At 64.7% G+C, this 21,991-nt stretch carries 21 protein-coding genes; 17 read left to right on the forward strand and 4 right to left on the reverse strand.

From position 1 onward, the window contains the following. The first annotated feature begins 27 nt into the window (after nucleotides 1-27). Complete coding sequence (locus ACLBKS_RS06870) at nucleotides 28-513, forward strand: carboxymuconolactone decarboxylase family protein (RefSeq protein WP_410192055.1); 486 nt, start codon at nucleotides 28-30, stop codon at nucleotides 511-513. Continuing rightward, nucleotides 510-1,952, forward strand: a complete 1,443-nt coding sequence (locus ACLBKS_RS06875; RefSeq protein ID WP_410192056.1) for an MFS transporter — start codon at nucleotides 510-512, stop codon at nucleotides 1,950-1,952. Before ACLBKS_RS06870 ends, ACLBKS_RS06875 begins: the two co-directional genes overlap by 4 nt. A 433-nt stretch (nucleotides 1,953-2,385) precedes the next feature. Here ACLBKS_RS06875 and ACLBKS_RS06880 read toward each other — a convergent pair whose 3' ends face one another. Further along, entirely contained in the window at nucleotides 2,386-3,300 is a 915-nt protein-coding gene (locus ACLBKS_RS06880) for a LysR family transcriptional regulator (RefSeq protein ID WP_410192057.1), read from the reverse strand. Between the two features lie 118 nt (nucleotides 3,301-3,418). Here ACLBKS_RS06880 and ACLBKS_RS06885 point away from each other — a divergent pair, with 118 nt between their 5' ends. Genes ACLBKS_RS06885 through ACLBKS_RS06920 form a run of 8 tightly spaced genes read left to right on the forward strand, consistent with a single transcriptional unit; the run spans nucleotide 3,419 to nucleotide 12,025 of the window. Beyond that, entirely contained in the window at nucleotides 3,419-3,844 is a 426-nt protein-coding gene (locus ACLBKS_RS06885) for a GlcG/HbpS family heme-binding protein (RefSeq protein WP_410192058.1), read from the forward strand. 60 nt (nucleotides 3,845-3,904) lie between these two features. Continuing rightward, the gene (locus ACLBKS_RS06890; RefSeq protein ID WP_410192059.1) at nucleotides 3,905-4,873 is read left to right on the forward strand and encodes a Bug family tripartite tricarboxylate transporter substrate binding protein; all 969 of its coding nucleotides are present in this window, start codon (nucleotides 3,905-3,907) and stop codon (nucleotides 4,871-4,873) included. After that, nucleotides 4,873-6,609 (forward strand): thiamine pyrophosphate-binding protein, encoded by a 1,737-nt coding sequence (locus ACLBKS_RS06895; RefSeq protein WP_410192060.1) that lies wholly within the window; start codon nucleotides 4,873-4,875, stop codon nucleotides 6,607-6,609. The genes ACLBKS_RS06890 and ACLBKS_RS06895 overlap by 1 nt, the downstream gene beginning before the upstream one ends. Before the next feature lie 20 nt (nucleotides 6,610-6,629). Continuing rightward, on the forward strand, nucleotides 6,630-7,640 hold the full coding sequence (locus ACLBKS_RS06900; protein ID WP_410192061.1) for an amidohydrolase family protein: 1,011 nt from the start codon (nucleotides 6,630-6,632) through the stop codon (nucleotides 7,638-7,640). Then, nucleotides 7,637-8,545, forward strand: a complete 909-nt coding sequence (locus ACLBKS_RS06905; RefSeq protein ID WP_410192062.1) for a VOC family protein — start codon at nucleotides 7,637-7,639, stop codon at nucleotides 8,543-8,545. The genes ACLBKS_RS06900 and ACLBKS_RS06905 overlap by 4 nt, the downstream gene beginning before the upstream one ends. A gap of 18 nt (nucleotides 8,546-8,563) precedes the next feature. After that, nucleotides 8,564-9,427 carry a fumarylacetoacetate hydrolase family protein gene (locus ACLBKS_RS06910; protein ID WP_410192063.1) on the forward strand — a complete coding sequence of 288 codons (864 nt, stop codon included), beginning with the start codon at nucleotides 8,564-8,566 and terminating at the stop codon, nucleotides 9,425-9,427. 2 nt (nucleotides 9,428-9,429) lie between these two features. After that, nucleotides 9,430-10,995, forward strand: coding sequence for a bifunctional 3-(3-hydroxy-phenyl)propionate/3-hydroxycinnamic acid hydroxylase (locus tag ACLBKS_RS06915; protein WP_410192064.1), 1,566 nt, complete (start codon nucleotides 9,430-9,432; stop codon nucleotides 10,993-10,995). Between the two features lie 46 nt (nucleotides 10,996-11,041). After that, nucleotides 11,042-12,025, forward strand: coding sequence for a Bug family tripartite tricarboxylate transporter substrate binding protein (locus ACLBKS_RS06920; RefSeq protein ID WP_410192065.1), 984 nt, complete (start codon nucleotides 11,042-11,044; stop codon nucleotides 12,023-12,025). Between the two features lie 196 nt (nucleotides 12,026-12,221). On the opposite strand, the gene ACLBKS_RS06925 is transcribed toward ACLBKS_RS06920, so the two are convergent. After that, nucleotides 12,222-12,815 (reverse strand): TetR/AcrR family transcriptional regulator, encoded by a 594-nt coding sequence (locus ACLBKS_RS06925; RefSeq protein WP_410192066.1) that lies wholly within the window; start codon nucleotides 12,813-12,815, stop codon nucleotides 12,222-12,224. 129 nt (nucleotides 12,816-12,944) lie between these two features. On the opposite strand from ACLBKS_RS06925, the gene ACLBKS_RS06930 reads away from it, so the two are divergent. Beyond that, nucleotides 12,945-14,675 (forward strand): tannase/feruloyl esterase family alpha/beta hydrolase, encoded by a 1,731-nt coding sequence (locus ACLBKS_RS06930; protein ID WP_410192067.1) that lies wholly within the window; start codon nucleotides 12,945-12,947, stop codon nucleotides 14,673-14,675. A 33-nt stretch (nucleotides 14,676-14,708) separates the two neighbouring features. Here ACLBKS_RS06930 and ACLBKS_RS06935 read toward each other — a convergent pair whose 3' ends face one another. Further along, nucleotides 14,709-15,632: a LysR family transcriptional regulator gene (locus tag ACLBKS_RS06935; protein WP_410192068.1), complete on the reverse strand. Its 924-nt coding sequence runs from the start codon at nucleotides 15,630-15,632 to the stop codon at nucleotides 14,709-14,711. A 133-nt stretch (nucleotides 15,633-15,765) separates the two neighbouring features. Here ACLBKS_RS06935 and ACLBKS_RS06940 point away from each other — a divergent pair, with 133 nt between their 5' ends. Then, a complete protein-coding gene (locus ACLBKS_RS06940) occupies nucleotides 15,766-16,158 on the forward strand; it encodes a RidA family protein (protein WP_410192069.1) in 393 nt (130 codons plus the stop codon). 37 nt (nucleotides 16,159-16,195) lie between these two features. Here the strand turns inward: ACLBKS_RS06940 and ACLBKS_RS06945 are convergent, their stop codons facing one another. After that, complete coding sequence (locus ACLBKS_RS06945; RefSeq protein ID WP_410192070.1) at nucleotides 16,196-17,092, reverse strand: LysR family transcriptional regulator; 897 nt, start codon at nucleotides 17,090-17,092, stop codon at nucleotides 16,196-16,198. Between the two features lie 104 nt (nucleotides 17,093-17,196). Between ACLBKS_RS06945 and ACLBKS_RS06950 the strand changes: the two genes are divergently transcribed. The 5 genes from ACLBKS_RS06950 to ACLBKS_RS06970 all read left to right on the forward strand — a co-directional run bounded on the left by ACLBKS_RS06950 (nucleotide 17,197) and on the right by ACLBKS_RS06970 (nucleotide 21,988). Then, the gene (locus ACLBKS_RS06950) at nucleotides 17,197-18,207 is read left to right on the forward strand and encodes a zinc-binding alcohol dehydrogenase family protein (RefSeq protein WP_410192071.1); all 1,011 of its coding nucleotides are present in this window, start codon (nucleotides 17,197-17,199) and stop codon (nucleotides 18,205-18,207) included. Continuing rightward, nucleotides 18,161-18,787: a carboxymuconolactone decarboxylase family protein gene (locus ACLBKS_RS06955; RefSeq protein WP_410192072.1), complete on the forward strand. Its 627-nt coding sequence runs from the start codon at nucleotides 18,161-18,163 to the stop codon at nucleotides 18,785-18,787. The genes ACLBKS_RS06950 and ACLBKS_RS06955 overlap by 47 nt, the downstream gene beginning before the upstream one ends. Nucleotides 18,788-18,822: 35 nt before the next feature. Beyond that, nucleotides 18,823-19,611 (forward strand): alpha/beta fold hydrolase, encoded by a 789-nt coding sequence (locus ACLBKS_RS06960; RefSeq protein WP_410192073.1) that lies wholly within the window; start codon nucleotides 18,823-18,825, stop codon nucleotides 19,609-19,611. Nucleotides 19,612-19,833: 222 nt separating this feature from the next. Next, nucleotides 19,834-20,604: a translesion DNA synthesis-associated protein ImuA gene (imuA, locus tag ACLBKS_RS06965; protein WP_410192074.1), complete on the forward strand. Its 771-nt coding sequence runs from the start codon at nucleotides 19,834-19,836 to the stop codon at nucleotides 20,602-20,604. After that, nucleotides 20,564-21,988, forward strand: coding sequence for a Y-family DNA polymerase (locus ACLBKS_RS06970; RefSeq protein ID WP_410192075.1), 1,425 nt, complete (start codon nucleotides 20,564-20,566; stop codon nucleotides 21,986-21,988). Before imuA ends, ACLBKS_RS06970 begins: the two co-directional genes overlap by 41 nt. Nucleotides 21,989-21,991: the final 3 nt, after the last annotated feature.

Below are 21,991 nucleotides of genomic sequence, written 5' to 3' on the forward strand. Positions count from 1 at the left end.
GCAATCACATCAAGCAAGGAAATTCCCATGACCTCAACTGACCTGCAACCGCGCCTAGACCCCGGCGCCATCGCTCCCGCGTTGTTCAAGAAGTACTTGGACTTCGCAACCACATTCACGCTGAACGAGGGCCTTGCTCTCCTGGTGGACATTCGCGCCTCGCAACTCAATGGTTGTGCGTTCTGCCTGGACATGCACGTCAAGCAAGCCCGCATCGCTGGGGAGCGTGAACTGCGTCTACACCATGTGGCCATCTGGCGTGAATCGCCGCTGTTCAGCCCGAAAGAACGCGCCGCGCTCGCTTGGGCCGAAGTGCTCACCCGTCTGGGTGTAGAAGGGGTGACCGATGCCGACTACCGACAGGTCTGTGAATGCTTCTCTGAACTGGAGCTGGTCGAGCTGACGTTTCGAGTAATGGCCATCAACGGTTGGAATCGCCTGAACATCGCTTTTCGCAGGACACCGGGTTCGCTGGACCGTCCGTACGGGTTGGACAAGGCGGGTCTGAAATGAGCAGCGGCGCCAACGACACCCGAACAGGCCTGCAGTCATTGTCTGTGGCAACAGGTGCGCGTTGGCGCGATCTGTTCTCAGGCGATGCTGCGCTGCGCATGGCAGTGCTGGCAGGTGGCATTGCCCTGCACTCGATCAGCCTCTACATCACGACCAGCATCCTTCCAACAGTGGTGGCGAACATCGGTGGCATGCCGCTGTACGCCTGGAACACCACGGTGTTCGTGGTAGCGGCCATCGTCGGAGCCGCGGTGGCCGTGCAGGTGCTGCAACGCACAGGTCCATGCTTGGCCTACATCGTTGCGGGTGTGAGCTTTGCCGCTGGTAGCGCGGCATGTGCTCTTGCCCCGAGCATGCATGTGATGTTGTTGGGGCGCCTGCTCCAGGGGCTTGCGGGCGGTTTGTTGCTGGCGCTGCCCTACGTGCTGGTTCAGCAGACCTTGCCGCAGCCCTTGTGGCCTCGCGCACTGGCGCTGTTTTCCGGCATGTGGGGGGTTGCCACCTTGCTCGGCCCTGCGGTGGGTGGCGCATTGGCGCAGTACGCCAGTTGGCGCCTTGCGTTCGGTGCGCTTATTCCCGTGGCACTCCTGCTTTCCATCGGGGCGGGTTTGGTGTTCAGGGGCATGAAGTTCGAGGCAGCAGCGACAGCGCCTCCGATCCATCAGCTCGCTCTCCTGGTGGCTGCAGCGCTGGCGGCGTCTAGCAGCACCTTGGCCAGCTCAGCGTCTGCCGGCCTGCTCGGGCTGGTCGGCGCCCTGGCATTGCTGGTTGTCATGGGCCGTCGTGATCGATCCGCGTCCACCAGTTTGTTGCCGCGCGCGGCCTACGGGCGCGCAAGCGCGCTCGGTTCGCTGTACCTGGTCTCGGCGCTGATGGCCATCACGGTCACCTGCACCGAGCTGTTCATTCCCTTGTTCCTACAGCGCAACCAGGGCTACTCTCCACTGGCAGCAGGCTATATCGCGGCTGCGGCATCGGCGGGGTGGACGATCGGGGCACTGTCCAGCGCATCGATGACGCCTGACTTCGCGCACCGCTTTGCTCGATCATCTCCGTGGCTGTGTGCGTTGGCTCTGGCGCTACTTTGCTTCACCATGTCGCAACCCAGTGCAGCGCCATCGTTTGGTTTCACCTTGACCATCGCCCTGGCGCTGATCGTGCTCGGTCTAGGAGTCGGCCTCGCATGGCCGCAACTAGCGAACACCATATTGAACGTTGCACCGCCCTCAGAGGCCGATTTGGCATCCGGTGCCATCATGACCGTGCAGCTGATTGCGACCACGATGAGCGCCGCCGCAGGCGGCTACCTGATCGGCCTGACAACAAAGACTGACGCGACGGACCTGACTGCCCCCGCAGCTTGGTTGTTCGGCCTGCTGATACTTGCACCAGTGACAGCCGTGGTGCTATGGGCAGAAGACAAGTCGTTGAGCGCATAGAGGACGGTCTGTTGCTGTGCAGATCCAATTCAGACTGCCCCGCTGTTCTCACGATTTTTTGCCTCGCTTCCTAGCCAATTGGCCAGCTTATCGGCATGGGGATGGATCTTGTTCGGCCTGGTCCGCCTTGTCTATGGGGGGCGGACTCCTCCGACCGCGGGGACATCCTCACTGTGTTGCGATGCGTTGTGTGACGCGCAAGCGTGCGCGGCATTGCGAGATGGTCTCCGTGCCGTTGCACGGTCTCAGAGAAGTCAGGCGCTGTAAGGAAAGACAGTTTCCAGTCTTCTGCGACCTCGGTACCCCGGCAAGACCTTGCCTTTGACTTTTGGTGACTCGGCAGCGGGATCGCTGCCGTATCCTTGTAGAAGGATACGCGGCGCGCGGTCAAAAAATGCGGGGGGTTCGTCGTGACGAGGCGGCCCGGCGCGGTTCAGCTCACCTTGTCTTTCCGGAACCTCTCGTAGACCAGCTTGCGCAGCCAGGTGTGGGCCATGTCCTTCTGGTAGCGCTGGTGCCAGAACAGATGCACGTCGATGACGGGGGGCTTGACGGGCGCGTCCACGTAGCGCACTTCGCCGTGGTGGACGAAGAAATCGGCCAGGTCCTTGGGCACGGTGGCGATGATGTCGGAGTTCTCGACGATGGGCAGCAGGCTCATGAAGTGCGACAACTCGACGACCACGCGGCGCTGGATGCCCTTTTCCTGGATGAAGCGCTCGAACACATGCTCGCGACCGTCGGGGTGAACCACGGCGTGCGAGGCGGAGAGAAACTGCTTCATGCTCAGCTTCTTGCCGATGCTGCCGTGCTGCTTGCGCAGCAGACAGACATGTGAGCTGCGAAACAGGCGTTGTTGGTAAAAGCCCGCCCGGTGCAGGTCGGGGAAGTAACCGATGGCCAGTTCGGCCGCGCCTGATTCAAGCGCCGATGCCGCCATGTGGCGTGGCATGGCCAAGGTCTTGAGGTTCACGCCAGGCGCCAGTTCCGACAAATGCGCCAGCAGGCGCGGCAAGAAATTCATCTCGGCGATGTCGGGCGTGAGCAGCGTGAAGGTGCGCGTGCTTGTCGCTGGATCGAACATCGTCGGCAGCAGGATGTCTGATTCGATCGCCTGCACGACGCGGTGTATCGCACTACCCAGGCTCTCCGCGCGCGGGGTTGGGCTCATCTGCGCGCCCGATCGCACGAACAGGGCATCGTCGAACAGCGTGCGCAGGCGCGCCAGGGCGGCGCTCATGGCGGGCTGGCTCAGTCCCAACGCTTCCGCCGCGCGCGTCACGCTGCGGTGCTGGCGCATGGCCTCGAAAACAACCAGCAGGTTCAGGTCGACGGAACGTATATCCATGGCGTGGATTCTATTTATTCAAAAAATCGACTAGATGAATAGAAGGGCTCTCCCTAGACTGCGCCGATCAAAGAACTGATCTGCGTCCACGCCGATCAGACATAAAGAGGAGACCTACTTGGAAACACTGACGCTGGAGCAGGCGCAGCAGATCATTGCTGGCGCATTGGCCCATTCACACGCAGCCGGCTACCAACCCATGGCCATCGCCGTGCTGGACGCCGCAGGCCATCTCAAGGCATACGCTGGCGAGGATGGCGCGAGCATGTTTCGCTTCGACATTGCCCGCGCCAAGGCCTGGGGTTCGGTGGGCATGGGGGTTTCCAGCCGTGTGCTGGGCGAGCGTGCCAAGGAAAACCCGAACTTCTTTGTTTCCCTGTCGTCGACATCGGGGGGGCGCTTTTTGCCCCAGACAGGCGCCGTTCTCATCAAGAGCGCCACGGGGCTGTTGCTTGGCGCGGTCGGTGCGAGTGGTGGCACCGGTGACCAGGACGAGGCGATTTGCATGGCAGGGGTCAAGTCCGCTGGGCTGCGGCATGACTGATGCCTGGGTCCGGCGCACGACCGGTCCGCACGCGACAACACAACGACAGAGGAGACAACCATGATTGATCGCCGTTCCATCCTGCTGGCTTGCACCGCAAGCCTGTTCCCGCCAGCCCGTGCCCAGACCGCGGGCACGGCCTCCATCGTCTCTGGCTTTCCTGCCGGTGGCATGGGTGACCATGTCGCGCGACCGCTGGCCGAACGGCTGCGAGGCCGCTACGCGGCCACCGTGGTGGTGGAGTCCCGCACCGGTGCCGGTGGGCGTGTGGCCATCGAATACGTCAAGCGGGCCGCGCCCGATGGGATGACCATTCTGCAGATCCCGAGTTCCCCCATCGTTCTCTACCCCAGCACTTACAAAAAGCTGAGTTACGACCCGATGGAGGATTTCATTCCCGTCAGCACGACGGTGACTTACGGTTTCTCGATCACCGCCGGACCGGGTCTGCCCGCGGAGATCAAGACGCTGAGCGATTACCTGCAATGGGCCAAGGCCAACCCCAAACAGGCGAGCTACGGCGTTCCGGCCAATGGCTCCGCATTGCATTTCGTGGGGATGATGCTGGCGCGTGCCGCCGGCATCGACCTCACGAGCGTGGCATACCGCGGTGGAGCCCCCCTGCTGGCTGATTTGCTGGGCGGACAAATTCCGATCGCCATCAATGTGCTGGGCGAGGTGGAGCCGCACATCAAGTCCGGAAAACTGCGATCGTTGGCCGTCACCACGCCGCAGCGTTCTCCTTTTCTACCGAGTGTGCCCACGCTGGTGGAGCTGGGTTTCAAGGACATCGCGGTGCAGGAATGGCTGGGCTGGTTCGTGCCCGCCAAGACGCCCACCGATACTGTGGCTCGCCTCAATGCGCTGGTGCGCGAGAGCATGCAGGCTCCCGAGTTGGGGGTGTCCCTGGCGCGCAATTGCCTGCAGCCCTTGACTCAATCACCTGAGGAATTCGTCCAGCTCGTGCGCCGTGACCATGCGCGCTGGGCGGGCATCGTCAAGGCCACGGGCTTCACGGCGGAGGATTGATGGCTCTGCACATGACGGGCGCGCAAGCGCTGGTGCGCGCACTGGCGGCCGAGCAGATCACCTTGGTTTTCGGCATCGTGGGCGGCAAGCTCGCGCCGGTGCTGCACGCGATTTCGCAGCAGCAGGGCATGCGCTTCGTCGGCGTGCGTCACGAGGCCGCGGCCCCCATGATGGCCGCGGCCGTGCAAGCTGCCTCGGGCCAGGTGGCCGTGGCCCTGGGGGAGATGGGACCCGGCAGCCTGAATCTCGCCTCGGGCCTGGGGGTGGCGTACAACAACCACTTGCCCTTGTTGGCCATCACCAGCAACCAGCATCGTGCCGCCGCCTACCCGCACAACGGGATGTTCATGGACCTGGACACGCGTGCCCTGCTGGCACCGATCACGCGCTGGAGCGCCGTCGTGCACGATCCACGGCGAATTCCGGAGTTGGTGCGCCGGGCTTTTCGCGAAGCGCTGGGCCCGCGTCCCGGCCCCGTGCATCTGGACATTCCACAGGATGTCTTGAGCGCCGCATGCAGCTTTGCCGATGATGAATTCGACTTGCCGCCATCGCGTTACCGTGCTGTTGGCGGCGCGCGTCCCGCGGCAGCCGACATCGAGCGCGCGGCCACCTTGCTGCGCGCGGCGCGGCGTCCGCTGATCGTGGCAGGTGGTGGCGTCGTGGCAAGTGGGGCTCAGGGGGCGCTGCGCCGCCTCGCGGCGCTGCTGCAGGCGCCCGTGGTGCCAACGCAGATGGCGCTGGGCGCGGTGGCGACGGATTCACCGAACTGGATAGGCCATGGGGGCATCATCGCGGGCGACGCGGTGAAGTCGGCCTTCGAGCAGGCCGACACCATCCTGTCTCTCGGGTGCAGGTATTCCTCATGGATGTGGGATGAACAAGGTGCCTTGGCGCGGCGCGATCGGCACCACATCAACATCAACACCGATGCCTGCGCCTTGGGTCTGAGCGTGCTGCACGAAATCGGCCTGGTCGCCGATGCCCACCTGACCTTGCAAGATCTGCTCTTGGCCTTGGGAGATCAACCGGTGCTGGCTGTCCAGGCTGGCTGGTTGGAGCAGCTGCGCGCGCTGCGGGCGGACTACGAGGCCCGCTTGGCCGCGATGGCTCGAGACGATGGGGAGCCCATCATGCACCCCGCGGCGTTGGCACAGGCGGTGGCGCGAGCGCTCCCGTCCGATGCGCTGGCGGTCTACGACGGGGGGCACACCACTTTCTGGAGCAATGACATCACGCCCGTGCACGAGGTGCGCACGCGCTTCCACGAGTCGGGCATGTCGCACCTGGGCTTTGGCTTGCCCTACGCGCTGGCGCTGCAACTCCAGCAGCCACAACGGCGCGTGTTCAACATCACAGGTGATGGCTCCTTCGGTTTCACGCTCCAGGAGTTGGACACCGCGCGGCGCCATGGCCTTCCCGTCGTCACCATCATTCACAACAACGCGGCTTGGGGTGTCATCCGCATCGGGCAAAAGAAGCAGTTTGATTTCGAACTGGGAACAGGACTGGAAGACACCGACTATGCCGCCATCGCACGCGGTTTCGGGTGCCACGGCGAGGTCGTGACACGCGCCGATGCCGTCGCCAGCGCCTTGGAGCGCGCCTTGGCTTCGGGCTTGCCTGCGGTGTTGGACTGCCGTACCCGTTTTGTTCCGCATCCCTCGATGCCGGTGTTCGGCAGCATGAACCGCTACGGTTTCGATGCGCTGACTCGCGTGGGCGAGACGCAATGACCGCTTGCGGCTGCTTAGGCGTGGATGTGCACGCCCATGTCGTTCCACGCGAATTTCCCGCGTACCTGGGTGCCGCCAGCGGCGCGCCCGCGGGCTGGCCGTCGATGGCGCCTGCACAGGACTGCCAGCACCGCAACGTGATGATCGACGGCAAGAACTACCGCACGGTGTCCGACAAGAGTTGGACCCCCTCGCGCCGCCTGGCGGATTTCGAGGAAATGGGCCTGGCCTTGCAGGCGATTTCGCCCATGCCCGAGTTGCTGTCCTATTGGATGCCCACTAGCGCCGCCGCGCAGTTGGTGCGTTACCTCAATGAACAGATCGCGGGCATGGTGGCCGAATCTTCGGGCAAGCTGGTGGGCCTGGGCACCGTGCCCCTGCCGGACCTGGATCTGGCCATCCGCGAATTGAGCTACATCAAAACCTCGCTTGGCTTGAAGGGGGTGGAGATCGGCAGCAACATCAATGGCGTGGTCATGGGGGACCCGCGCTGGTTTCCCTTCTTCGAAGCCTGCGCCGCGCTGGACCTGTCGGTGTTCGTGCACGCGCTGCGTCCAGTCGGCATGGACCGCTTGGTCGGCCCGCCGCCCTTGCAGCAGGTGCTGGCCTATCCCTCCGACGTGGGCTTGGCCGCGGCTTCCGTGCTGACCGGCAATTTGATGTCCCGTGTGCCCGGCCTGCGCCTGGCCTTCAGTCACGGTGGCGGCACGCTGGCCATGCTGCTACCTCGGCTGCAGCAGGCGATCGGTGTTTTCCCGTCGCTGAAAGACAGTGTGCTGAAGTCCCCTGTCGAGCAGGCGCGCGAACTCTATTACGACACCTTGGTGTTCGATGCACCGACGCTGCAGCATTTGGTGCGGACCTTCGGCGCCTCACAACTCATGGTGGGCACCGATTACCCCTTCAATTTCCACGACGCGCGTCCGCTGGAGCGTTTCCACGCGGCCAACTTTGACGATGCCGTCATCGATCAACTGACGCACACCAATGCCCGCCGCTTCCTTGGGCTCACGAAAGGAACCCTCCCATGACCCACGCCTCGTCCCTTGTCAGCGGCCTGCGCAGCGTTGCGCTGAATGTTCCCGACCTCGCGCTGGCCGAGAAGTTTTACACCGAAATCTGGCATCTGGCCGTCGCGGCACGCACCTCGGAGGGCTTGTACCTCCGGGCGACCGGGGCGGACCACCATGTGTTGGCATTGCATCACGCTGCGGGAGCCGCGCGCATCCGCCATGTGACGCTGCGCGCGCGCAGTCGAGAGGCGCTTGACGAGGTGGCCCGACGGGCGCCGCAGCAAGGTGGCCGCGTGCTGTCCCCGGTCGGTACCGTCGATGAGCCCGGCGGGGGCATCGCTGTGGCCGTGGCGGATGCCGACGGCCGTGCCTTCCGCCTGGTTTGGGACGATGCACGCCACGCCGACGCACGCGAGGAGAAAGACCGCCCCGTGCGCCTGGCCCACGCGGTGCTCAACTGCCACGACGTCGAGACCACGCGGGCCTTCCTGGAGCAAGTCCTGGACTTCTCTCTGTCGGACCGCACGCGCATCATGGCCTTCATGCGCTGCGGCAATGACCACCACAGCATCGCGCTGGGCGACACCGACAACGACGCCCTCAATCACATCGCCTTCCTCATGCCCGACCTGGACTCGGTCATGCGCGGCGGCGGCCGCATGAAGGACGCAGGCTACGGCATCCAGTGGGGTCCAGGGCGCCACGGCCCCGGCGACAACGCGTTCAACTATTTCGTGGGTCCCTTTGACGTGGTCATTGAATACACGGCGGAGGTCGAACAGATCGACGACAGCTACCAAGCCGGGGGGCCATCGGACTGGACTTGGCCGCCTGGGCGCATCGACCAGTGGGGCATCGGTGTTTCGCCGACCACCCAACTCAAGCAGGCTCAAAAAGCCATTTTTTTCGCGACGAATCCCTGAGATTTTCCAAGGAGCACCATGCGCTACACCACATACATCGATCACGGCGAACCGCGTCTTGGCGTGGTTCACAACAACGAGGTCATCGACCTGAACCGCGCGCAACCGCACATCAGCGCCGACCTGCGCACCGCGCTCAAGTCCGGTCAGAACCTGGACGCGGCCGCCAAGGCCGCCATCGCCTCCGCCGCGCCGCGCAGAAAGCTGGAGGACTTGGAACTCGCGCCCCTGCTGCCTGAGCCGGGCAAGATCGTCTGCCTGGGCCTGAATTACTACGACCACGCCAAGGAGGGAGGCCGTGAGAAGCCGGTCTACCCTTGGTTTTTCCTGCGCTGCGCCACGTCGCTGCTGGCCCACGGCAAGCCGGCCCTGCGTCCCAAGGTGTCCGAGCGTCTGGACTGGGAAGCCGAACTCGCCGTGGTGATTGGCAAGACCGTCAAGCATTGCACGATGGAGAACGCGCTCGACGCGGTCTTCGGTTACACGGTGTTCAACGACATTTCGGTGCGTGATTACCAGAAGAAGACGCCGCAGTGGACCATCGGCAAGAACTTCGACCGCACAGGCCCCTTGGGCCCCACGCTGGTCACGGCCGACGAGCTGCCGCCCGGCGCGGTCGACCTGCGCATCCAGGCCCGTCTCAATGGGCAAGTCATGCAAGACGCCAACACCCGCGACATGATCTGGGGCGTGGCCGAAACGATCCAATTGCTCAGCGAGTGCATGACGCTGGAGCCGGGTGACCTCATCGTGATGGGCACGCCCGCGGGCGTGGGCCAAGCGCGCACTCCGCCCGTTTGGATGAAGCACGGCGACAAGATCGAGATTGAGATCGAGCGCGTAGGCCTGCTGCGCAACACCATCGAGGACGAGGCGGCTTGAACATGAGCGCACAGAGCAAGGCCGGGCTGACCGCGCGTGACGCGGGGGTCTATGACGTCGCGATTGTCGGCTTTGGCCCCACGGGCGCCATCGCCGCGGGCTTGTTGGGCGCGCAAGGTGTGTCCACTTATGTCTGCGACAAGTTGCACGATGTCTATGACAAGCCGCGTGCGATCGCGCTGGACCACGAGATCACGCGCCTGTTCCAGCAGATGGGCGTGGCCCAGAAGATCAAGCCCCATCTCGAGCCCTTCACCGATTCGGTCTATTACGGGGTGGATGGACAAGTCATCAAGCGCATGTCCACCGTGGCGCCGCCGTATCCCTTGAGTCACGCGCCCTCGGTCGTTTTCACGCAACCGCCCGTGGAGCGGATCTTGCGCGCGCATGCGCAGTCCTTTCCCAGCGTGAAGGTCGAGCTCGGTTTGACCTTGACGCAGGTGACGCAGGACGAGGATGGCGCGCTGCTCGCGCTGCGGGGCGACGATGGACGTTCCTCCAGCGTGCGGGCGCGCTACGTGATCGCCTGCGACGGCGCGTCAAGCGTCGTGCGGGGGCAAGTCGGCATCACCCTGGAAGATCTGGACTTTGACGAGCCCTGGCTGGTGGTGGACGTGCTGGTCAACGAGCAGGGCCTGGCCAAGCTGCCGACCACCAGTGTGCAGTACTGCAATCCCGAGCGGCCCAGTTCCTTCCTGATCTGTCCGGGCAAGCACCGCCGCTGGGAAATTTCCATCAACCCTGGCGAGGACCCCAAGGAACTTGCGACGCCCGAAGGCGCTTGGCGCTTGCTCGCGCCCTGGCTCACGCCGGACGATGGAACGCTCTGGCGTCAGGCCAGCTACCGGTTCCATGCGCTCGTGGCGGACGAATGGCGCAAGGGTCGTGTCTTTGTCGCGGGCGACGCCGCGCACCAGCAGCCACCCTTTTTAGGCCAGGGCATGTGCCAAGGTGCGCGCGACGCGGCCAATCTCTGCTGGAAGCTCGGGAGTGTGTTGCGTGGCGACGCGGGGGACGCCGTGCTCGACAGCTATGGCGTGGAACGCAAAGCCCACGTCACCGAGCTGACGACGCGCATCAAGGCGATTGGAAAGATCATCGGCGAGCGCGATCCCGTTCGCGCTCGCGAGCGGGATGCACGCCTGCTGGCCGAGTGCGGCGGCGTGGTCAGGCCCACGCCTCGGCAAGATGTGCAGCCCGCGCTGCAGTCGGGCTTGCTCGCCGCCGATGCGCACGCCGCGCGCGGCACCATCTTTCCCCAACCTTGGTTGCACAAGGAGGGCGCCGATCCGGTGCGGATGGACGACACCTTGGGCTGCGGCTGGCGTCTCGTGCTGGCCGCCGACGCCGATGCCGCGCTGCAGGCGGCCGCGCGCACGGCTGGGTTGCCGGGGCTGCGCACCGTGCAGCTCGGCACGCCCGAATTCACCGAGCGCGATGGCGTGCTCGCGGCATGGTTCCAGCGCCATGGCGTGCGCGCGGCGCTTGTGCGACCGGACCACTACGTCTATGGCGTCGCAGCCAACGCCATGGCGCTGAGTGAACAGCTGGCCGCCTTGCGGCTGTAGTGAGAGTGTGCTGAGTTCGACCACCATAACCACGAGGAGACAAAGAATGAAACGCAGAAACTACATCCAGGCCATCGTGCTGGCCGCGGCGGTGTCCGCCATGCCTGGGGCCTGGGCTCAAGGCCTTGGCGCATGGCCCGACAAACCCATCAAGTTCGTGCTCTCGCAGCCGCCGGGCTCAGGTCCCGACAACGTGGCGCGTTTGCTCGGCGACAGGCTCAGCCGCTCGCTGGGCCAACCCATCGTGATTGAGAACAAACCTGGAGGGCAGAACGTGATCGGGGCGCAGACGGCCGCCCAGGCCACGCCTGACGGCTACACCTTCTACTTCGCGACCACGGCGGCTTTGGTGTCGAACAAGTACTTGTTCAAGACCCTGCCTTACGACGCGCAGAAGGACTTCACGCCCGTGGCTTTCGTCGCCAAGAGTCCGTTCGCCGTGTTGGTCAAGGCCGAGTCGCCCATCCAGTCCATGCCGGATCTGATCGCGCGCTCCAAGGCCCAACCCGGCACCTTGGCCCTGGCCAACGAGGGCGGGCGTACCTTTGGCGGCATCATCGCGCGCCTGATCAACGCACGCACCCAGATGCAGATCAATCTCGTGGGTTACACCTCGGTGGGCGTGGCGGTCCAGGACGTGATCGGCGGCCATGCCGACGCCGTGGTGGCCGATCTGGCTTCGACGGCTCAGCTCGTGCGCCAAGGCCGCCTGCGCCTGCTGGCGGTGACCTCGGCCAAGCGCGTGCCCGGCTGGGAGTCCGTGCCCGCCTTGTCCGAGCTGCTGCCCGGTTTCGAGATGGTGGGCTGGTTCGCCGTGGTCGCGCCCACCGGTACCCCTGCGGCTGCGGTGCAGCGCCTCAACAAGGAGATCAATGCGCTCCTGGCCGATGCCGAGGTGGCGCAGCGCATGGCGACCCTGGGGCCGTTGGCCGAGGCACTGGGCACGCCCCGGCAATTGGCGACCTTCCTCGGCGTCGAGCATGAGCGCTGGGGCAGTGTGGCCAAGGAAATCGGCCTGCTGCCCGAGTGAGCAAGCCCTCGCCAGTCCCTGGGACCTCGGACCGCTCGCCCTCCCGAGGGTGGAGCGGCCCCGCAACGCGTTTCCTGAGCATCGGGGCCTCGCCACGGCCCCATGCTCGGCCTTGTGCGCTCGACAAGGCTGAACTCAGGGGGCGGCCTGTCAAATCACGTGCCAGACTGCATCCACGGAGGGCGGGCGCTTGCCTTCATCGCAGCGCGGCGATGAGGTGCTGGGCAATTTGCGCCGGTGAGCGCGCGCCCTCGGGCCGGTACCAGATGAGGGTCCAGTTCAAGGCGCCCAGCAACTGCAGTCGAAAGAGCGTGCGATCCAGTTCGGGGCGCAAGGGCAGGTCTGCGATCAGGCGGGCCAGCAAGGCTTCGTAGCCGTCGCGCGCCGACTGCATCGCGGGGCTGACCTTGCCTTCGCGCAGCCCGACCAGGCCCATGCCGGTGAGCCGCGCGATGGGGCCGCCGGTCAGCATTTCGGTCAGGTGCGCGCAACACGCCGCTTCGAGTGCGGTCCAGGGGTCGGTATGGGGGGCGATGGCCTCTTCCACCACGCGCTGCATGCGCCGGTAGCCCTCGGCGTGCACGGCTTCGTACAACGCCTCCTTGGATTCAAAGTGGTGGTAGATCGATCCCGCGAGCAAGCCCGCCGCGTCCGCGATCTGGCGCAGGGTGGCGCCCTTGTAGCCGTATTCCGAAAACACCTGGGCCCCGGCCAGCAGCACGTTGTCGCGGCGATGGCCCGGCGGGGGCGGGGTGTCCGTGGGGAGGGGGGCAGGGGAGCGAGTGGCCATGAATCCGAGCTTACCCGTGGCCTGGGTTCCCCCCGATTTTGAGGCGTCCCCCAACTGCGTAGAGTGCAAGCCAAGACAACCTAACGGTTGTTAGGTTTTTTGGATTCAGTCCTTGCTCCAGGTGCTCTCATGAAAGATTCACGCCCATCTCCGCTGCTCGTGCATCGCCCGGCTCGCCTGCTCTGGGTGTGGCCCAGTGTCTTGCTTGCAGCGTGTGGCTTGTCGCCTTTGTCCTCGTCCGGCCCAGCGTCGGCCCCCGTGATGGAGGCGGCCCGCCCCGGCCCGCTCCAGCAGTGCGACACCTTGGCGGGCCTTTTCTCGTACGCGGGGACGCGGCTCACCTCGGCCGCCATCACGCCTGCGGGGGCGTTGAGCGTGGGCGGCGCCCCGGTGGCGGAGCACTGCCTCGTGCGAGGCGCGATGAACGAGCGCGTGGGCATCGACGGCCTCGCTTATGCCATCGGCTTTGAGATGCGCCTGCCCAGGCAGTGGAACGGGCGTTTCTGGTACCAGGCCAACGGCGGCATCGATGGCAGCGTGGTTCCCGCCATGGGGCAAGCGGGGGGTGGTCCCGTGACCTCGGCCCTGAGCCAAGGCTTCGCCGTCATCAGCTCCGACGCGGGGCACGACAACCGCGTGACGCGCGGCCCCGGTTTCGGTCTCGATCCGCAGGCTCGCCTCGACTATGGCTACAACGCCGTGGCCGCGCTCACGCCCATGGCCAAGGCGCTGATCGCGCAGGCCTATGGCCGCCCGCCGGACCGCTCCTACATCGGCGGTTGTTCGAACGGCGGGCGCCACGCCTTGGTGGCCGCGGCGCGTCACCCCGAGATGTTCGACGGCTACCTGGTCGGTTCACCCGGCTACCGTTTGCCGCTGGCCGCCGTGGCCAACATCTATGGGGCGCAGCAGTACAAACGCGTGGCCACCGATCCGAAGGATCTGTCCACCGCTTTCACCCAGGCCGAACGCCAGACCGTGGTGAACGCCGTGCTGGGCCAGTGCGACCGGCTGGATGGCGTGCGCGATGGGATGATCCAGGACACGAATGCCTGCGCGGCGGCCTTTGACCTGGCGCGTGACGTGCCCACTTGCAAGGCCGCGCGCGATGGCACTTGCCTCTCGGCCGAGCAAAAGCGTGCGATTGGATCGATCTTCAGTGGCGCGACCACCCAGAACGGTCAACGCTTCTACGCCAGCTTCCCCTTCGACGCCGGTCTGGCCAGCGCCGATGTCGCGAGTTGGGAATTCAACGCGCCGCTGACGCGGGACTCGGGCGCGGTGGGCTTCATCTTCGGGACACCGCCGCAAGACCCGAAGACCTTCCAGGCGAATGACTTCGTGCTGGAGGGTAATGTGGATGCGATGCTCGCCTCGGTTCAGGCGCGAGGGGGTGTGTACACCCAATCGGCGATGGAATTCATGACGCCGCCCAATGACAGCGACCTCTCGAAGCTGCGCTCGCGAGGCGCGCGCATGCTGGTCTACCACGGCGTGAGCGACGCGATCTTCTCGGTCAACGACACCGAAGCCTGGTACCGCCGCGTGCAAGCGCGCGACGGCGCGCAGACAGCGGATTACGCGCGCTTCTTCCGCGTGCCGGGCATGGGGCATTGCCGCGATGGCGCGTCCACCGATCAGTTCGACGCCATCTCCCCATTGGTGCGCTGGGTGGAGCAGGGCCAGGCGCCCGAGCGCATCGAGGCCAGCGCGCGTGGGGCCGCCAACCCCGGCGGCGTCAACAAGGAACTGCCCGCAGACTGGGCGCCCAACCGGACCCGACCGCTCTGTCCTTACCCGACCGTGGCCCGCTACCAGGGCGGCGATGTGGAGAAGGCGTCCAGCTTCCGTTGCCAGTGATCAGCGTCGGACGGGGCGAGGGGCCGTTGCGGCTCATCGGCCCCGGGGTGACGGTGGCGCGTGGAGGGCCATCAACTCGACCACCCAGTCGATGAAGACGCGCAGCCGGGCGCCCACGTGGCGGTTGGGCGGATAGGCCAGGTACAGCGGCATGGGGGCGATGGCCCAGTCCTCGAACAGCGGCACCAGCTCGCCCCGCGCCAGATGAGGCGCCGCCAGGTAATGCGGCAACCACAGCGCGCCCAGGCCCGCCACGCCCGCCGCCAGGTAGGCGTTGCCATCGTCGACCGCGAGGGCGTAGCGGCCCCGCACCTCCACGCGTTCGTCGCCGCGCTGCAAGCTGCAGGGCAGGATGCGCCCGGTGCTTGACCACAAAAAGCCTACGATCTGATGGGGTGGCGCCTCCAGGTCGCTGGGGTGCGTGGGCATGCCAGCACGCGCCAGGTAGGACGGGGCCGCGTACAGCCGGATGGCCAGATCGCCCACGTGCCGCGCCACCAGCGAGGGGTCACCTGGTTCGCCGCCACGCACCACGCAATCCACGTTCTCGCCGATCAGGTCCACCACCCGGTCGCTCACGCCCAGGTGCAGCTGGATGTCGGGGTAGCGCGCGTGGAAGTCCGGGAAGGCCGGCACCAGGATCAGGCGCGCCAGCGGGCTGGGCACGTCCACCCGCAGGTGGCCGCGCGGCGCGGCGGAGGCGCTGCTCAGGCTGGTTTCGGTCTCCTGCAGGTCGGCAAGCAAGCGCACGACGCGTTCGTAATAGGCGGCGCCGTCGGCCGTCACGTTCACCTGGCGGGTGGTGCGATTCAACAGCTTGACCCGCAGGCGCGCCTCCAACTGCTGCACCAGTTGGGTCACGGTGGTCTTGCTCATGTGCAGCGTCTGCGCCGCCTGGGTGAAGCTGCGGGTCTCCACGACGCGGGCAAAAGCCTGCATGGCATCAAAACGGTCCATGGGTGGGACGGGTCTGGGACTGGATTGTGTGGATTATGCAAACAGTCTTGGACAAACAATCCTGTTTATTCAAACGATAAGCTTGCCTACAGTGCCTGCTTCACTCAACGCTGCACGCAATGAAAGGCATGTGATGACCCCACGCGATGTTGTTTTCCCCGCTGGCCGCCAGGCCCTCTACGAGCGCAACCGTTACTCACCGGCCGTGCGGTCGAACGGCTTTCTGTTCGTTTCGGGCCAGGTCGGTAGCCGCGAGGATGGCTCACCCGAGCCGGAACTGGAGGCCCAGGTGCGCCGTGCCTTCGACAACCTGAATGCGGTGTTGAGCGCGGCCGATTGCAGCTTCGACGACGTGGTGGATGTGACCGTCTTCATCGTCAACCCGGAGCAGAACTTCGAGCGCGTCTGGCGCATCTGGCCCGAGTACTGGGGCGAGGCGCCGCACCCCACGCTGACCGGTATCGGCGTGACCTGGCTCTACGGCTTCCAGTTCGAGATCAAGGTGATCGCCAAGCTGCCGGACTGATCTGGACAAGCCGTGCCAACTCGATGAAGGGCGGCATTCAGGTCAAGGTTTGAAGACGCTCAATTAGGAACTCGCGCAGCAGTTTGACAACCGGCCTCAACTGACTGCGGTCGGCGCAAGCTAGGTAGAGGGGGGCAGGCTCCCCGCGCCAGTCGGTGCAGAGTGCGACCAATCGCCCCTTGCTCAGATCATGAGCCACGTCCAAGTTGGATTTGTAGACGATGCCCTCCCCCAGGAGGGCCAGTTGACGCACGGCATCACCATCGTCGCTGACGATGGGGCCGGTTACTTCAACCGTGGTCGCCAGACCTCTTCGTTCAAACTGCCAGCGGTTATGGATGCGGTCGCTGAGCTGAAAGCATAAACAGGCATGGTGACGTAATTCCTCCGGCGTGCGCGGTGCCCCGTGCTGGCGCACATACGAGGGGGAGGCGCACAAAACACGCCTATTTTTTGGGGCGACCGGCAAACTGATCAAGGATGAATCAGAAGGCTCGCCGTAGCGAAGCACCACGTCCACGTGCTCACGGTAGATGCCCGCCAGCCGATCCGACAACTGCAGACGCAGATGAACGCCAGGATACTTTTGGCGGAATGCATGCAACCAAGGAAGCACGAGTTGCCTGCCCAGATCCGAGGGCAGTGACAGTTGCACTTGCCCGCCAATGATGTCTCGGCCTGCCAACAGGCTTTCTCGTGCGCTCTGTATCAATTCCAGGCCTTGTGCGCATTGGGCCAGAAACAGTTCGCCGTCGTGCGTGAGCCGTAGATTTCGGGTGGATCGCACCATGAGCTTGGTGCCCAGTTCGGCCTCCAGGCGCTTGAGGCTGGCGCTGGCCGCTGCGGGGCTGACGTCAAGTCGACGCGCCACTTCCGACAGGCTATTGGCACGTCCCGCCTGGACGAAAAAATCGATGTCTTCTAAGAGGCTCATTTTCAATTTTCATTTGAAACTGATTCATTGATTATCTACTTCAAAGACGAGCTCTGAATCTCGATAGTGACGTCCTTCATCAACACTTTTTGAAAGGACGTTCCTTGAAAGCAATTGCCTATCAGCATGCATTGCCTATCCAGAATGAGCTTGCCCTACAAGATCGAGATTTGCCTGAACCCATGCCAGGTCCCCGTGACTTGTTGGTTGAGGTCAAGGCAATTTCGGTCAACCCGGTAGACACAAAGATGCGCGCTGGAGCTCAGCCTGAGCCCGGTCAGTGGCGAGTGCTGGGTTGGGATGCCAGTGGCATCGTCCGCGACGTCGGCGGGGAAGTCAGACTCTTCAAGCCTGGTGATCGCGTTTGGTATGCAGGTGACATTCGGCGCCCGGGCAGCAACAGCGAACTGCACGTGGTGGACGAGCGCCTTGTGGGTCACGCCCCGTACACACTGGACCATGCACAGGCGGCTGCCATGCCCCTGACCACCATCACCGCGTGGGAGTTGATGTTCGATCGGTTGCGACTGCGCCAGGGCGCGCACGCGGGCGAATCGCTGTTGGTCATCGGCGCTGCGGGTGGCGTCGGATCTATTCTGGTGCAACTGGCACGACAACTCACGAAGCTGAATGTGATCGGTACGGCCTCTCGTCCTGAAACATCGAGTTGGGTGCAGGAACTGGGAGCGCACCACGTGATCGACCATGGTCAGCCGTTGGCACAAGGACTGAAGGCGCAAGGTCTGGAGGCGCCGCAGTATGTGGTCAGTTTGACTCACAGTGACGCCTACCTGCCGCAGATCACTGAACTGATTGCACCGCAAGGACGCTTTGGGCTGATCGATGACCCAGATGTTCTGGACATCGGTCCGCTCAAGAAAAAGAGCGTCTCGGTTCATTGGGAACTGATGTTCACGCGCTCGATGTTTGGCACGACAGACATGCAAGCCCAGCATGAGTTGCTGACGCAAGTCGCCCTGTTGGTGGACGCGGGACGGTTGCGAACAACCGTGGGCGAACACCTGGGACGCATCGACGCCACCAACCTGCGCCGCGCACACGCCTTGGTTGAAGCAGGACATACCCGAGGAAAACTCGTGCTCGAAGGCTTTTGAATCAAGCGAACTCGATCCCCTTTTTTTAAATTTTCAGGAACATTCCATGCCACGCATTTCTGCCATCGATCCACAGCAAGCCCAAGGTGATGCTCAAGACTTTCTTGCCGCTATCCAGGGCAAGTTCAACGCAACGCCCAATTTCTTCCGCACGATTGCCCATGCACCGGCGATGGGGCGTGCCTTTGCCGCTTTTAATGGAGCGCTGGGCGCCACCCGTCTGTCCACGGAACAACGCGAACTGATCGCTCTGACGCAGGCCGGATTTCATGGTTGTCCCTATTGCAGCGCCTACCACGTGTACGCCGCTGGCAAGGCCGGCGTATCGAAGGCGCAGGCCGTGGCCTGGCTGCAGGGGGCGGCCAGTGAACCTCGCGATCAGGCCTTGGCGCGCTTTGTCCACGCCGTCTTGGAGCAGCGGGGCCGCCTCAGCGATGCTGATCTGCAGTCTTTTGCCCAGGCTGGCTTTGACGAGGGCCACATGGTGGAAGTCATGGCTGTCATCAGCGCCAACGTATTCACCAATTTCATCAATCTGGCTGCGCAGACGGAAGTGGACTTTCCTGCGGTGAACGCCTGAAGTTTTGGTTTTGATACACACAAACAGAGTACTCAATGAAACACACTGTCCGCCGCATCATCATTTCCCTGAGCTTGTTTGGCAGCGCCATGGCTCAAGCTGACTCCTATGTCCTGGTCCACGGCGCTTGGGCCGATGCCCAGGTGTGGGGCCTGGTCAAAGCGCAACTGGAAAATCAAGGGCACGAGGTCAAAACCATCAACCTGCCTGGTCAGGGTCGGGACCACACTGCAGTCTCGGACATTGGGCTGGGCACGCATGTCCAAGCGATTGAAAAAGAGCTGGAGAAACTCAGCGGCCGCGTGGTTCTGGTCGGCCATAGCCTGGCCGGCATGTCGATCAGTCAAGTCGCTCAGAACCGCCCGGACAAGGTTGCGCGTCTTGTGTACGTTGCGGCCTTTCTGCCGCGCAATGGAGACAATGCGCTGTCGCTACTCAAGCATGACAAGCAATCCATCCTCGGGCGTTACCTGAATGTATCGAGCGATCACGCCAGCGCAGGCATTCGTCCTGGCGGACGTGTTTTGGCCATTTGTGCCGATTGCCCTCCCGAGATTCAAGACGCCCTCGCAGGGAACGACCGGATCGAGCCGATGAAGCCTTTCGCCGATGTCGTGACTCTGAGCGCGGAGCGCTTCGGCAAAGTTCCCAAGTCCTACATCTTCACCCGTGATGACAAGGCTCTGGGGTATGAAGCGCAGCTATGGATGGTGTCACGCGGTGAGTTCGTGGATCGCAAAGAGACCTTGAACACCGCGCATCTGCCCTTTTTGAGTCAACCACAGGCCTTTGCACGTGCCTTGCTCAAGGTCGCGCAGCCTTGACTGACTACGCTCTTTCCCTCCCGGCGGGACTCGGCCGTACGGCTTCCAGTTCGAGATCAAGGTGATCGCCAAGCTGCCCGCTTGAGGTGCGGTCGAAAGGGCTGGGGCTTGGAATTTCTGTCCACGGCCCCTGTCCAAGGTGCCTGACCACGGGGCCTTGACGCATCCGGGTTCGATGGATTTATACTGTATATAAATACAGTATTGATTCAGCTCAAATCCATGGCCCTCGCCGCATCGTTCCACTCCTTGGCGCCTCCTCGTCTGGACACGCTGGACGGGGTGTGGCGCGCGGACGAACTGGCCCGCATGCGGCAGAGCTACGTGCCCAGCGGTCATGGCGAGTTGGACCCCGAACTGCCCGGCCAAGGCTGGCCCCTGGGCCAGTTGACCGAAATCCTCCAGGCCCAGCCGGGTTTGCATGAATGGCGGCTGCTGCTGCCTGCCTTGCGCCAGGCCGTGGCGCAAGGTCCCCTGGTGCTGGTGGGGGCACCTCGGTTGCCGAACCTCCCCGCCTTGAGCTTGCTCGGCATCCCTGCCCGGCAGGTGCTGCGCGTGGATGCCCACTCCGCGGCCGAACGCCTCTGGGCCACCGAACAGGTGCTGCGCGGTCGCGAGCTGGGGGCCTTGCTGTGTTGGTTGCCGCAGGCCCGGTCCGAGCAGTTGCGCCGCTTGCAACTGGCCAGCACGGCCACGCAGGCGCTGGTGTTCGCCTTTCGTCCGTGGGTCGCACGGCACGAATCGTCACCTGCGCCGCTGCGCCTGGCCTTGCAGAGCGTGCCAAGCGCCAAGCCCTTGCTCAAGGTCGGCTCGGTGCCAGGTGAGGCGCCTGGGCTCAGCGTGGCCTTGCTCAAGCGCCGCGGTCCGACCCTGGATCATCCCCTCACGCTCGCCGCGCCCCTGCCCGTCACGGCGGTGCTGCGCCAGCGTCATCTTCTGGAGGAAGCCGCTCATGCTGTGGTGCGCCCTGCGTCCACGCATCGCCTCGGGTAGCGTGCCCAGCCCGTCACCGCGTGAACCCCAGCCCGGTCCTGAACAGCAAGCCCTGGCTTGGTGGGCCTTGCAGTTCAGCCCTCGGGTCTGCCTGGTGGAAGACGCGGTGCTGCTGGAGGCAGAGGCCAGCCAGCGGCTCTTCGGGGGCCGACGCGCGCTGCTGTGGCAGGTGCACGCGGCCTTGCCGCAGGCCGGGGGCACGGGCCTGGCCGTGGCCCCCACCGCGCTGGCCGCGCTGGCCTTGCTGCGCAGCTTGCCGCAGCCCCATGCTGCGGGAGACGCCACGCCAGACGCCGCGCCCGATGCGCAGATCGTTCCTGAATCGATTCCGGTTGCGGTGTGTGCCACACGCCAGCTCATTCCCATGCTCGATGCCTTGCCGCTCACGCACCTGAGCGCGGCGCGCGCGCATGCGCCCGTGCTCGCGCGATTGGGCTGTCGCACCCTGGGGCAGTTGCGGGCCTTGCCGCGCGACGGTGTCTCGCGCCGTTTTGGCGCGGCCTTGCTGGAGGCGCTGGACCGCGCCTATGGTCAGCGGCCCGACACGCAGGATTGGGTCGTGCTGCCCGAGCGCTTCAGCGCCAGGCTGGAGTTCACCGGGCGCGTCGAGACGGCGGAAGGCCTGCTCTTCGGCGCGCGGCGCCTGCTGGGGCAACTGGCCGGCTGGCTGCAAGCGCGGCAGCGGGGTGTGCTGGCGCTGACGCTGCATTGGGAGCATGACCTGGTGCGCCGCGGTGAGCTGAGCAACGGCCACTTGGACTTGCGCACCGGCGCTGCCACGCGCGACACGCGCCACCTGGCCCGGCTGTTGGGCGAGCACCTGGCCCGCGTCCAACTGCCCGCGCCGGTGCAGGCCATCCGCCTCGATGCCACCGAAACCGAAGCCTTCCAGTCCGACAACAGCAGCCTGCTGCCCGAGGAGCTGAAGGAGGGCGAGCCGCTGGCACAACTCATCGAGCGGCTATCGGCGCGCCTGGGCCCGCACCGCGTGCTGCGCGGCCGTGTCCTGGCCGACCACCGGCCGCAGCACATGCAGGCCTGGTTCGCGGCGAGCGAGCCTATGGCGCAGGCAACCGCGCCTGCACTGCTGCGGCACCTGCCTCCCCATCTGCGCCTGCACCCGCCCTGGGTTTTGCGCGAACCGTTGCGCCTGGAAATGCAGGGCGACCGCCCGTACTACCAAGGGCCCTTGCGCATGCTGGCTGGCCCCGAACGACTGGAGACCGGCTGGTGGAGTTTCTCCGCCGCGGCCGAACGGGAGGGCGAGGCGCTGGCCTTGCGCGATTACTACGTCGCCCACAGCCCACAAGCGGGGTTGCTGTGGGTGTACCGGCGCCGCAGTGCGGGGGAGCCCGCGTGGTTTCTGCAAGGCGTGTATGGATAGCCG

The sequence above is a fragment of the Hylemonella sp. W303a genome, from assembly GCF_046452315.1.
GTDB lineage: Bacteria > Pseudomonadota > Gammaproteobacteria > Burkholderiales > Burkholderiaceae_C > Hylemonella.